Here is a 13,524-nt window from a genome sequence, read left to right on the forward strand (position 1 = left end):
ATGAATATATATTCTGTTCTGCGCCCTTGTTTGCACGTAGCGCTCATCACCGGTACGGGATTTCTGCTGAGCCAGTGCGGCAACTCATCTGCCGAAAAAAACGCGATGGCCGAAACGCCGGTCGATGAAGAAATTCGGTACGAAACCATCCGGGTTACGGCTTCCCGCCCCACTTCAGAACTGAGCCTGCCGGGCGAGTTGGAAAGCTATTACGAGACCGACCTGTATCCCCGCGTGAGCAGCTACGTGAAGGCGCTACACGTCGATATTGGCGATCAGGTACGTAAAGGCCAGGTGCTGGCGGAACTGGAAGCCCCCGAGCTGACGGCGAATCTGACCGAAGCTTATTCGAAAGTAAAGGCCGCAGAAGCGGTTTACGGGGCTAGCAAAGGTACGTTTCTGCGTGTGCTACGAACCAGCCGCACGTTGGGCGCTATCTCGCCCGTTGACCTGGAAACCTCGCGTACGAAAGCTATTTCGGATAGTTTAGCTGTGGTCGCGGCTAACGCTCACTATAATTCCGTACAGCAGCTCGTGAGCTACCTCAAAATAACGGCGCCCTTTACCGGCGTTATCACCGACCGTCGACTGTCGCCCGGTGCGTTCGTAGGACCGGGTGGGCAGAACGGTGTACCTATGCTAAAAATCAAACAGCTCGACCGGCTCCGGTTACGCATCGCCGTTCCAGAAGCCTACTTAGGCGATATTCGCCGGGGCAATCCGGTTCAGTTTTCGGTGCGTAGCTTTCGCAATCAAACATTTACGGGACGGATCAACCGTGTTTCCAACAGTGTGCGCCCCGAAACGCGCTCGGAAATGATCGAAATTGATTTTCCCAACAAAGGGGGCATGCTAAAACCGGGTATGTTTGCCTCGGTCCGGCTACCGGTCAGTTCGTCAGGCGAAGGCAGCTTATACGTACCTAAATCAGCCATTATCAGTACGCTGGACCGTACATTCGTACAGAAGATAGAGGATGGCAAAGCCGTTCGAGTAACGGTACAAAAAGGAGACGACACTGCTGGCCAGACGCAGGTTTTTGGCGACCTGAAGCCAGGCGACATTCTGCTGAAAACCGCCAGCGATGACATTAGCGACCAGGCAGCGGTGAAAACACAATTAGTGAGTCAGTAAGGTAAATGGATCTGAGCTTTTCCAGTGCTACATTCTTTGCTTACGGGTTACATAGGTTTTTTCTCTAATCAATACTCATGTGCTATTAGAGTTAGTAGTCATTAATCCGAGCTTGTTTTGGTCAACATGCCAATAAGAAAAGTCCACCAAACAGACTGTGCCCAAAGAGGTCACTAACCCATGTAGCTACATGGGTTAGTGACCTCTTTGGGCTTTTTCTTAAACAAAGCCGTTCAGTGATACGTTGACATTTCTCGTTATCTTATATTCGACACATTACTTTGCATTATGAAAACGCTCGTCGTATTTTATTCTACCTATGGTCATGTATGGACATTGGCCGAGGCTGTTGCCGAAGGGGCTAGCCAAATTGAGAACAATGAGGTAGTTGTCAAACGCGTACCCGAAACACTACCTACCGAAATACTTGATAAAATAGGGGCTACGGATGCTCAAAAGGCTTTCGCTCATGTACCCATCGTCACACCCGCCGAACTAGTTGAATATGACGCCATCCTGTTTGGCACACCAACGCGTTATGGTAACCTCTGCGGCCAAATGCAAGCCTTTATGGACAGTACGGGTAGTCTGTGGGCCACAGGAGCGCTTGTGGGCAAGGTAGGCGGGGCGTTTGTAAGCACGGCTACCCAGCACGGGGGCCAAGAGGAAACTATTCGCGCCTTCCATACCGAGTTGCTGCACCACGGCTTTGTGATTGTGGGTTTGCCCTACGCTTGGCAGGGCCAGATGGGACACACAGAGGTAACCGGTGGCACGCCATATGGAGCAAGCACGGTAGCGGGCGGCCAGGGCGAACGCCAGCCCAGCGCCAACGAGTTGGAAGGGGCTCGTTTCCAGGGTCGACACACAGCCGAGATTGCCCGTAAGCTGGCTCTTAAGTAGCCCGCTGAGCTATGGTCACAATGAAGCCTATCTGCCTCCCAGATAGGCTTCATTGTGACCATAGCCACTGTCAATCGGACGTAGACCATTGTTAGTAGCCTTCATAAGCATTTAGCCATTAAGGTAACTGACCTATCAAATGGCCTTATATAAGTTAGTTGCTATTAACTAACATGTTACGGAAGGAACTGTTTATCACGTTCTAACTTTACTTCTTTAAAAGGAAATCGGCCTAAAAGTCTGGTACTTTACTTCGATAAATAGCTGAGGCAACAAACTCAACAGGATAGTTCAGTTTGATAATTTCAACCCAAATAGGTGCCTTACTCAAGATCAACAAGCAATTACTAGCTTTTCAACCTACTTCCTTGCTGCGACCCGCAATCGATGAGCAGCGTGCTTAATTTTTGATGTAGGACAAAAGCCTGTGTCCCATTAGCAAAGCATCCATATAGCCTACCCAACAGTTCGGCCTTCAGGTGTGATGTGTAGATGTAGTCATCGTTATGATCTGAATTTCCATGCACCAGCATCAAACGATAGATACGCGCTCCTACCTTGGGAATTAACCCCTTCTGGTAAGGCAATTAGAACAGCCATCGCTTGTTCTCAACGGTGCTCGTCCGTTTAAAGTAGTAAATGGTCTGAATTCGATACGGTTAAGTTTGGCAACTACCGAACGACTATTGCTGCTGGAGCGAATCAGCCAGCGATAAAAGCAACTATTATCACTTTTTACAATGAACTGGTAGCTTCTTACTTCTCTTTGGCTGTCCTGAATAGAGGGCATAATATATGTCAAATTTGGTTAATAGTATGCGGTATCAAACCGAGGATATTTATATCAAATTATCAGAACAGGTATTTTTACGGGTATAAGCGCGCGTACTAAACTCTTTCTTTGCCAAGCACAACAAAAAAGCGCTATACAAATCAATGGAGAATCAAGACAACTTAGATTTAGTGCCCTACGCTGTTCCACTTTTAACCGCTCAGGATTGGGTTACAAACTGGATTGATCCTAAAGGGGAAGATCAATCAGACTCGACTCCCCCTACTGCAATGCGCGCTTTTTTGGTCAGACGAGCCGAAATTGTTGAACTCCTGAATCAACTGGATACCGAATTTATCCGTATGTATATTGGCAAAAAGCCCATTGAAGAACCGACAACGGGTGGTAAGCGTACTCGCCCCTGCTTGTTGCTGGTATCGGCAGCTTATCGTCGAGATATCGACCCAGATAGCGGAAAGGACCCGGATACCGTTATTGATCTGATTGGACACATGGACATCAATGATACCAACCCGGCTGATCTATCGAAACCGAATTACAATGTATTCGATTTCACCCATGTCTGTCCCCCGCAGTGCGACGAAGAAAGTCCATTATTTATTGCTAGCGATCAGCCGTGTGATTGTTAGTTATATGATACGTTAGCCAGTCTTGATTATATGATCGGTCGTTTTTTGCATTGGATGCTTTTGAATGGGTCTTATGTGATGATCATTTCCCTGGGCGTCGCTGTTGTACGCCGTAGGTTTTTACAGGCTGAGCTAAGGTATATCGTTGATTTTTTGCTACTTAGTCTAGTGGGTGAGGTCGTATCGCTCATTCTCTCTAAGTTGCACATACCCAACCTTTTCCTTTTGCATATCTACACGCTGATTGAATTTAATATTATTGCTTTATTTTATCGACGCTTTTTTTCGAACTTCTATCCTAAGTGGTTAATAATTGTATTGTTGACGGTGTTCAATAGTTTCGCCGTCTTCAATACTCTTTTCCTTCAGCCGCTGACCGTTTTCAACACGTATGCACGGGGCTTGGAAAGCCTGATGGTTATTGGGCTTTCAATCTTGTGCTTTTACAAGATGCTTACCGAACTCGATATCAAGCGTCCTGAAACGAATCCCGTATTTTGGATAAATACGGGATTTTTGATTTATTTCGCAGGAAGCCTCATCTTGTTTATATTAGCCAATGTTGCCATAGCGCAACCCAATCAGTCATTAAGTTTGATGTCCTGGGGCTTACATTCCTGTCTGTTTGTCTTAATGCATCTTGCTTTTGGTCTCGGTTTATGGCTCAGCCCCAATCTTCGATAGATCTGTACGTTTTACTATTTGGTGGTTCGATCGCTATCTTATTGCTAGTAGCTGGCCTGATAACATTTCTTTTGTTATACCAGAAGCGGCTGGCCCGGCAAGAGTTAGCGATGAAACAAATCGAGCTCAACTACCAACGCGATGTAATTTATCGTACGCTGGATGCGGTCGAAGACGAGCGTCATCGGGTAGCACGGGATCTTCATGACGAAGTAGGAGCTTCCCTATCCGTCATGCGCTTGTTGGTTAGCCAACTGGTGCAATCCAATCCTGTTGTTGACCCCGCAGGAACTAAGCTCAAGGCGCAGATTGATCATACGCTGGATACAATCCGACGGATCTCTAACGATCTCTTACCGCAAGGGCTTACCGAACTCGGTTTGGTGTACGCACTGGAAGGACTATGTGAAGATATTATGGCAGTAACCGAAAATGATATCCAGTTACTGGTTCAGGGCACGGTCAATTTTAACGCCCGCTTCAACTTGACCGTATACCGACTCGTTCAGGAACTACTAATCAATGCCAGCAAATACGCCCATGCGACCAGTATTGAACTGCAAATTACAGTTTCTACCGACCAGTTTCTGTTGCTATATAGCGACAATGGCATCGGGTTTAATCTGGAGGAAGCGTACCATAAAAAGAGTTTGGGGCTGAAGAACATCGAAACGCGCACACAAATGCTAGGCGGCTCTGTTGACTTCAAAACCCAATCGGGCCAAGGATTACAAGTTACTATTGGGGTTCCTTTGCTAAATAACCTATGAAGACTATCAACGTTGCTATCGCTGATGACCAAGTGCTGTTTCGGAAAGGCTTGTTGTCTATTATCAATGGTTTTGAGGGTATACAAGTTACCCTGGAAGCCGAGAATGGTCGAGCTTTGCTGGAAGGACTTGAAACAGCTACCTCTTTTCCGGATGTGGTCCTGTTGGATCTATCAATGCCGGAACTGAATGGAGTCGAGGTCACGAAGCGACTGAATAGTGCGTATCCTGCCCTTAAAATAATAATCTTATCAGTTTATGGCGAAGACCGGTTTGTCATCCACATGATCGATCTGGGTGTCAATGGGTTTTTATTTAAAAATGTCGAGCCACTGGAGGTAGAACGAGCGATTCGTACTGTGGTTGAGAAAGATTTTTACGTGAACGACATCTTTTTGACGGCCATGAAAAACCGGATGTCTATCAAAAAACCTCGTCAATTATTAACCGTTGATCTTGCCTCTAGTTTAACCCCCAGAGAATTGGAAGTACTTGGACTCATATGTCGGCAACTAACCGCTCAGGAAATTGCGGATCGGCTCAGCATCAGCACCCGTACTGTCGATGGTCACCGAAACAATTTGCTGGAGAAAACCGGCGCTCGCAACACGGCTGGCCTGGTTATCTTCGCCGTCAAGAACCACTTACTGGACCCTGCTTCACTCCTTTGACCCGGCGCTACTCCATTAGTTTTCCTCTAGGAGCAGTCTAAACCCTACCAGAAAGAGTCTGGTTTAGTGCGGCATGTACAGAGTAGAAGCCAATAATAACGGGTACCCAGAACTTGATTGTCCCTACACGCAGTAACCAGCCCCCCTCTTATCAACTGATTATCAGACTATTACTAGAGTCATCAGCTATTGGTAGGGTACAATAGCAAATTTTCATACCGCCAAACTCAAAAACAATTTTTGCCTGATTTTGAATACAGGTATTTATGCCTGTATTCAACCGTTCGATTCAGTGTTTCTTTGGAGAAATTTTTAGACATATGTCTATTATCTGAATGCAACAAGCGTGTAGACAATGACCTGTTGCCTGAGCGGGATTAATGATGGAATAGCGGGCACTCATCAACAAAGTGATCATAAGATGTGCCTGAATCGATCAAACCGTTAGAACAGTTACGCTATGCACTCATTAAGTCGAACAACGAATCAAACCGATATTACCTACTATCCGCACCATCTTCTATTCACACCATCTTGACTATTGATTGACCACAAAACCGGATCACTCATTTCTTTTACGCTTGCTAGATGAAATTATATGGACCCTTTTCTCGGTGAAATTCGTGCTGTTGGCTTTAATTATGCCCCATATGGCTGGGCCTTTTGCCAAGGGCAATTGTTATCTATTGCGCAAAATACCGCGTTGTACTCCATTTTAGGCATTACTTATGGGGGCGATGGGCGAGTTAACTTTGCCCTGCCCGATCTGCGGGGCAGGGTTATTGTCAATTCGGGTCAGGCACCGGGCTCAAGTCCATACTATCAGGGGCAAACCGGTGGGCAGGACACCGTAACACTCACGCCAGAGCAGAATCCTCAGCATACGCACTCACTGGATGCCATTCGGGTCCCGGTTAGTGAGAACAGCCCTAACTCCAGCTCACCAGCTAAAAATGTTCTGGCCCAGACCGACAAAGCACACTACGGGAGCAGCACGAGCGGCCAGATGGCCGCTGGTTCTCTGAGCGGAACGGCCTCGTTCATAGGTGAAGGAGCCTCTCATGACAATCACATGCCTTACCTAGCGCTGAATTACATCATTGCGTTACAAGGTGTGTTTCCTCAACGCCCCTAACCTAACCCATTCATTCTTCGCATTTATGGAACCCTACATTGGTGAGATTCGCATTTTCCCTGGCAACTTTGCTCCGGTTGGCTGGCTATATTGTAATGGACAATCCGTCAACATAAGCGACTACCAAGCACTTTTTCAATTGATCGGTACGACTTATGGGGGTGATGGACAAACGAAGTTTGCCCTACCCAATCTGCAAGGCCGTGCCGTGGTTGGTCAGGGCGCTGGCCAAGGTTTAAGTACGTACGTGCTGGGACAACAGGCGGGCCAGGAAGCGGTAACGGTAACAGCCAACCAGATGCCTGTTCATCAGCACGCAGTACAGGTTAGCACGCAAGCGCATGTAGGCGCACCCGCCCAGGTATCTCCCAACGGAGCCTATTTCGGCGATCAGGGGGAGGCTGCGTATCAATCGACGGCGGGTTCAGCAACGCTGGCTACCGACGCCGTTATTGGTCAGACGAGCAGCAGCGGGGGGGGACAACCACATACCAACCTTCAGCCTTATTTGGTGATTAATTACATCATTGCTACGGATGGAATCTATCCCACACAGCAGTAGCCTGAGCGCTTCTACACCTATCGACTACCCTTAATCACTAATCTGTATGGATCCTTTTATGGGCGAAATTCGCCTGATGAGTTTTGGCTTCAACCCCAAATATTGGGCACCTTGTCAGGGTCAACTGTTACCTATTAATCAAAACCAAGCCTTATTCTCCCTGTTAGGCACCATGTACGGGGGGAATGGCGTAACTAATTTCGCTCTACCCGATTTGCGCGGCCGGGTAGTTCTAAGCTTCGGTCAGGGCTCGGGTATACAAGGATACAGCCAAGGCGAGAGGGGAGGTTCGGAGGGTATACCGTTAACTACCGCGCAGCTGGCTGCTCATAACCATTCGGTAGCAGGCTCCATTCAGACCGCTTCGGAAGCCGATGGACAGGATCCTAGTGGGGCTTATCCGGCTCCTACTAACGTTACCCAGTATGCGTCCGGGGGGGCCAACACCACTATGGCTGCTATAACAGGGCAGACAAGTACCGCTGGCACAGGGCTACCGCACGAAAACCGCCAGCCAGTTATGGCGCTGAATTACTGCATTGCCATACAAGGTATTTTTCCTCCGCATAGTTAACAAGTTTGAGGGGTACGCTATGAAACTGGGTGTAATCATAAGTAGTTTGCTGGGCCTGCCGCTTCTTTACGAACTGGTGGCGCAAGGTGTCACAGCCCGCGTAGCAGTACCCCATACACCCTCCCATCCGGACGAATCCATTCAGATCGCTCAGGCTGTTTCTACGCTGGGCGTACCGCTGACGTGGTTACACCGTCAAACGCTTCGCACCGATCTACTAGCGTGGTTAGGCCCTGACCCGCTTGACGCCGTCCTTGTTTTTACGTTACCCTGGCGCATTCCGGCAACGGTGTTGTCCATCCCGCGCCAGGGGTTTCTGAACGTTCATCTGGCGCCTTTACCAGCCTATCGGGGCCCGGAGCCGTTGTTTTGGCTCTTGCGTAATGGCGAAACAGCCGGGGCTGTAACTATTCACCGGATGGATGCCAATTTTGATACAGGCCCTGTCCTATTAACCGTGCCGGTCCCCATTGACCCCAAAGATACGCATGGGCTACACCGGGCAAAACTCGCTCAATATGCCGTCGTTGCTGCTCACCAGCTGCTCACCAGACTTTGGAGTGAAATACCCCTGGAATTTGACGCGCAAGATGATATGTCTGCCCGCTACTGGCCCCGTGCTGGTCTTGCCGACGTATGCGTAGACTGGGAGGAAACAGCTGTGCGAATCGACCAACTTGTAAAGGCCGTTAATCCCTGGAACCGGGGTGCATTAACTACGTTTCGTGGCCAATGCCTACGACTACTGGGTGTGACGCCTAGGCCTGAAACAACACCAGCTTTACCAGGCACAATCGTTTGGGCAACTCCTCAGCAGGGCCTAGGCGTTGCCTGCGGTCAGGGGCAGATCGTGCAACTGGATATGGTTTCGTTGCCAGAAGGCTACTTCTCGGGGACTCAACTAGCCGGTCTCGGCTTGCAGGTGGGTGAGGTACTCACATCTTTTCAGGCAGACGCTGTTCTATCGGGTTAGCGATAAGGGGTACGATCAGCTAATCAACTGTATACTGCGACTACTACTCATTAATTTCTTCTACCGCAACCAGCGGGGGCGTTGGCTCTCTAACCAGCGCATACACTTAGTCTTTATTCTACTACCCATACCCATTTGTCGTTCATCCAACTTCATGAAAAATTTACTTTTACTTCTCGGTTCATTACTAACCGTTTATTCTGTCCAGGCGCAGACTATAACCCTGGTGCAGGAAAGCTTCGAGACCGACGGTCGGAATACGCGCTACACCTCGAACGAGTTTGATTCGCGCTCGGCTAGTTCTTCGCTGCCTTACTTCACGCGGGCGCTGACCAATCCCCTGCTCAATCCGTTCAATCCGTCCAATGTGTGCTTTGGGACTAATAAATACCCCGTTACCATTGGTGGGGTAGACGGCGCGGTTTTCTGGTCATCTGAGGCCGTCCGGAGCACGGCAACCAGCCCAGCGGATGATGACCGCGCTCCGGGGGTTGTCACGCTCAACGCCATTAACGCCAGCACCTATGGCTCATTAAAACTAGTGGTAGCCCTTGCCGATGCTCGCGGCCCCAGTAGTCCTACTCTCACCAAAAATGGGGGCGAATTGAACCCCCAATACGATTCTAACGACTTTATTCGCCTACAGTATTCGACTAATGGCGGAACGACCTATAATACACTGGCGCAGTTTGTAGGTAATAATCCGTCTGGACAAGGTTTTATGCAACTTGACGCAGACCTGGACGGCACTGCCGATGGAGCGCAGACAGCGACCAACACGCTAGACATTAATATGCGTGATTTCTCGTTCAATATTCCGGGCTCACCGTCCTCGTTACTCGTACGGGTGCAGGTCGACCAGCGCGGGGGCAGCGAAGAGTTAGCTTTCGACAATATCCGGGTAACGGGCGTGGCCAATACCGTGTCTCCGCCGACGCTCAGTAATCTTGAAAACGATCCCTTACCGTATGCCGAAGGCCAGGGCGCTACAAAGGTTACCAACACTATAACCGTGGTCAATCCGGGAGGATCGACGCTGAGTCGGGCTACCGTCAGTATCAGCAGCGGTCGGGGTGCGGGCGATCAACTGGTATTTACTAACACTAACCTTATATCAGGATCATATAATTCATCGACGGGAGTACTTGAACTGAATGGTACTGCACCGACGGAGGATTATCAGGCGGCTTTACGATCGGTAGCCTTTCGGAATTCGGATGCAATCAACGCACCAATGGGCACACGCACCCTGGATTTTGTGGTGTACAATGGCACCACCAGCAGCAACCAAGTGTCGCGTAATGTGACGGTGACGGCCTCCCTGGATGCGGCTACGACATTGCCTTACCAGGAAGATTTTGAAGTGGATAAGGAAGGTACGCGCTACAGTTCGAATACGTTTGTTGCGCGAAATGGCACTGGGGCGGCCTGGTTACGGACAACCGCGAATCCCTATCAGACGAACCCGCCTTCGCCAAACCCCACCACATTCAGCAACATCAGCGGTTCCGCTTACTGGTACGGCAACAATACCAACTCCTTGGCGAACAGTGCTACCCGCATGGGCACCTTACAGACGCTGCAAATCAACACCGCAGGTTACACGAACTTAACTTTCTCGATACGCATTGGAGCCTCGTCGGGTGCGAATGCGCGCTGGCAGAACACCGATTACTTTAAGGTTTACTACCGGGTAGCGGGCGGTGCCCAAGTGCCTATCCTTTCGTTCCGGGGAAACACGGCGACGCAATCTGCACAGGGTAACTTGCAACAGGATGCTGACCCCAGCGCCACGACAGGCATACCGAACGGTACGACTTTAACGCCGGCCCTGAACACCTTTACCGCTCAACTGCCTGCTTCCGTATCAGGACAAGTAGTCGATTTCCTGGTGGTGCTGATGTCGGACGACATCTCGGCAGAACTGGCTTTCGACAATATACAGCTAACGGGCACGCAACTGACAGCACCGACCGTGACAACCAATTCGTCGGCTAGTAACGTAACCACCTCTAGCGCCAGCCTGGGAGGTAACGTGACGAACGACGGAGGAGCCAGTGTTACCGAGCGAGGTATCATATACAAAGCTGGCGCGAATGCGCCAAACGCCAGTGATTCCAAAGTAGCCAGCGGTACAGGAGTGGGGGGCTTTTCAGCTACCCTGACCGGGTTGACATCGGGGACTCAGTATACAGCGCGGGCCTACGCCATCAACAGCGTCGGTACTGGTTTTGGCAGCACAGTTACGTTCGTTACTACGCCTGGAAGCCCGCAACTGAACACGCCCACCAACGGTACCTATGTTGCCACCGGCACACCCATTTACACGGGTACAACTCAAGTGGGCAGCACGGTACAAGTGTATGTAGATGGCACCCTGCTTAATGCCACCCCAACGGTCGATAATGCGGGCAACTTCACCGTTGTTCAGCCCTCATCACTGAACGAGGGAAGCCATACTGTATACGCCACGGCTACGGTAACGATCAATGGAACGACCAGCCCAACCAGCGCCAACTCGAACACGAACACCTTTATCATTGATGTGACGGCCCCCACGGTCAGCTTAACCTCCGCGACGGCTCCCAACGGCAGTTCCTACAACAGTTCGCCCTTTGTCTACAACGCTACCTTTTCAGAGAACGTAGCCAATTTTGTAGCCTCCGATATAACGGTGGGTAATGGTTCCGTAACGGGCTTTAGTGCCATTAGCAGCAGCCAGTACAGTTTCACCGTAACGCCTACCACCAGCGGAGCAGTTTCCGTGAGTTTGGCGCGTAGCGTGGCAAGCGATGTAGCGGGTAATGGTAACGTCGAGTCCGATCCATATACCATCATTTACGCACCACTCCCTACTATTAGCGGCTTTACGGCTACTACCCCATCGGTATGTGTGAGTAGTCCAGTCACATTTACGGCCACAGTAGGCAACGTAACGGGGGCTTATACGTATACACTGACAAATGGTGTTAGCACCACAACGGGCACCAGTAGCAATCCGGCGTTTAATCAGTCGGTGGTATCAACCAACTCAGGTACCCAGAACTTCACGCTTACGGTAAGCGCCAACAATGGTCAGGTAACCACAGCTTTTGTAAGTGTAACCGTTAAAAGCACCCTTACGAACATCAGAGGCAGTCAATCCGCAACTAGCCTATGCGCACCGGGGGGTCAAGTAAATTTCCAGGTTACACCAGATCCAATAGAATTCTATACGGTGACGCTCTTCCGCAATAATGTCCAAGATGGGCAAACGACGGGCTCGTATGGATCAACCATTATCTTTCCTCGCAACGTTACGCAAAGCGCCAACTACCAAATCGTTGTTACCTCGAGCTGTGCCAGCCTGACGACTACGTTTACACCCGTGACGGTCACGCCCTTGCCGACGCCTTCGATTGTGGGCTTAGCAACGGCTTATTGTCAGGACGCGGGTAGCCAACCCTTGAAGGGAGAACCATCGGGGGGCGTTTTCACGATTGACGGTAATCCGGCTACTAGCTTCGACCCTACCAGCCTGACAATCGGTCAGCACACAGTTGTCTACAGCTATACGAACGCTGGTGGCTGTTCGAATACGGCGACCCAAATCGTTACTGTCACCGAAACGCCAACAGCCCCGCGCCTGGTAACCCAGACCGGTGGCCCTTATCCGGCGGGGGTGTCCAGCTTGACTATTTCGCAAAATACAGGTGATGTAATTTTAACTGTGTCTGGCTGTGCAAATGGTACGATTAACTGGAATGGTGGGAATGCAGCTACATTGGCCGTCTCGACAGCGAACACAGGTACACAGAACTTTACCGCTACCTGTACCCAAAATGGTTGTACGAGTCCTGCTGCTACAGCAACAGTAACCGTGGTTTTACCAACGCTTAGAGTCTTGTCTCGCGATCCTGACAACGGTCAACAGAACAGCAATACGATCAAGCCTTATCTGCTTTTGCAAAACGTAGGTACAACGCCTATTTCGTATGGCTCAATCACCGTGCGCTATTGGCTGACGACTGAACCTAATATGAATCTGATCTTTCAGAAAAACTATGTAGCCATTGGCCAAAACAACCTCAACTTGCGCTATGTTCCGCTGGCGAGTCCTCGTCAGGGAGCAACGGGCTACATCGAATACAGCTTCAACTCGGCAGCAGGTAGCCTGGCACCGATGGGTGATTCGGGTCCACTAGAAGTACAGGCTTACCAGCAGAATTATGCGGTGCTCAACCAGTTGGATGATTACTCGTATATCAACAATAGTACATTCACGCTAAATCCTCGTATCACCGCTTACCAGAACGGGGTGATCTTCTACGGTACAGAACCTGCTGGTAGCGGCAACACGCGGGTAGCTGCCAAGGAGGCAGAGTCTATACTTCAGGTCAACGTCCTAGGCAACCCTGTTATCGGCCATTCCGCTGAGGTGGAGATTAGCGGAGTGTCTGGTCAGTCGGTACAAATCCGGCTAGTCGACTTACAAGGTAAGTCAGTTTTCGAGCATAGCATCAAAGAGGTTAGCTCAACGGAGCGTGTAATCCTGCCGCTAGGTACAGCCCAAGGTATCCTTTTACTGAATGTGAGCACCGCCAACCAGCGTCAGCAAATCAAACTACTACGTCCTTAACTATTTCTATACACACCCTCCAACCGAAAACGCCCGGATCATCATAGATTCGGGCGTTTATTTTAATTGAATAGTTAA

The 13,524-nt window shown here is 49.9% G+C and carries 11 protein-coding genes; all 11 read left to right on the forward strand.

The window, feature by feature from the left end:
• A complete protein-coding gene (locus LQ777_RS24940) occupies positions 1–1,134 on the forward strand; it encodes an efflux RND transporter periplasmic adaptor subunit (protein ID WP_232562940.1) in 1,134 nt (377 codons plus the stop codon).
• A gap of 288 nt (positions 1,135–1,422) precedes the next feature.
• Positions 1,423–2,037, forward strand: a complete 615-nt coding sequence (gene wrbA / locus LQ777_RS24945) for an NAD(P)H:quinone oxidoreductase (protein ID WP_232562941.1) — start codon at positions 1,423–1,425, stop codon at positions 2,035–2,037.
• A gap of 936 nt (positions 2,038–2,973) precedes the next feature.
• Positions 2,974–3,459, forward strand: a complete 486-nt coding sequence (locus LQ777_RS24950) for a hypothetical protein (protein ID WP_232562942.1) — start codon at positions 2,974–2,976, stop codon at positions 3,457–3,459.
• 30 nt (positions 3,460–3,489) lie between these two features.
• Positions 3,490–4,143 carry a hypothetical protein gene (locus tag LQ777_RS24955; RefSeq protein WP_232562943.1) on the forward strand — a complete coding sequence of 218 codons (654 nt, stop codon included), beginning with the start codon at positions 3,490–3,492 and terminating at the stop codon, positions 4,141–4,143.
• 110 nt (positions 4,144–4,253) lie between these two features.
• Positions 4,254–4,913 (forward strand): sensor histidine kinase, encoded by a 660-nt coding sequence (locus LQ777_RS24960; RefSeq protein WP_232562944.1) that lies wholly within the window; start codon positions 4,254–4,256, stop codon positions 4,911–4,913.
• The gene (locus LQ777_RS24965) at positions 4,910–5,584 is read left to right on the forward strand and encodes a response regulator transcription factor (RefSeq protein ID WP_232562945.1); all 675 of its coding nucleotides are present in this window, start codon (positions 4,910–4,912) and stop codon (positions 5,582–5,584) included. Before LQ777_RS24960 ends, LQ777_RS24965 begins: the two co-directional genes overlap by 4 nt.
• A 598-nt stretch (positions 5,585–6,182) precedes the next feature.
• Positions 6,183–6,719 carry a phage tail protein gene (locus tag LQ777_RS24970; protein WP_232562946.1) on the forward strand — a complete coding sequence of 179 codons (537 nt, stop codon included), beginning with the start codon at positions 6,183–6,185 and terminating at the stop codon, positions 6,717–6,719.
• Positions 6,720–6,744: 25 nt separating this feature from the next.
• A complete protein-coding gene (locus LQ777_RS24975; protein WP_232562947.1) occupies positions 6,745–7,281 on the forward strand; it encodes a phage tail protein in 537 nt (178 codons plus the stop codon).
• Between the two features lie 46 nt (positions 7,282–7,327).
• Positions 7,328–7,855, forward strand: coding sequence for a phage tail protein (locus tag LQ777_RS24980; RefSeq protein WP_232562948.1), 528 nt, complete (start codon positions 7,328–7,330; stop codon positions 7,853–7,855).
• A gap of 19 nt (positions 7,856–7,874) precedes the next feature.
• Positions 7,875–8,828 carry a methionyl-tRNA formyltransferase gene (locus LQ777_RS24985; protein ID WP_232562949.1) on the forward strand — a complete coding sequence of 318 codons (954 nt, stop codon included), beginning with the start codon at positions 7,875–7,877 and terminating at the stop codon, positions 8,826–8,828.
• Positions 8,829–8,982: 154 nt separating this feature from the next.
• Entirely contained in the window at positions 8,983–13,446 is a 4,464-nt protein-coding gene (locus LQ777_RS24990; protein WP_232562950.1) for a beta strand repeat-containing protein, read from the forward strand.
• Positions 13,447–13,524 lie beyond the last annotated feature (78 nt).

The organism is Spirosoma oryzicola (assembly GCF_021233055.1).
Lineage (GTDB): Bacteria > Bacteroidota > Bacteroidia > Cytophagales > Spirosomataceae > Spirosoma > Spirosoma oryzicola.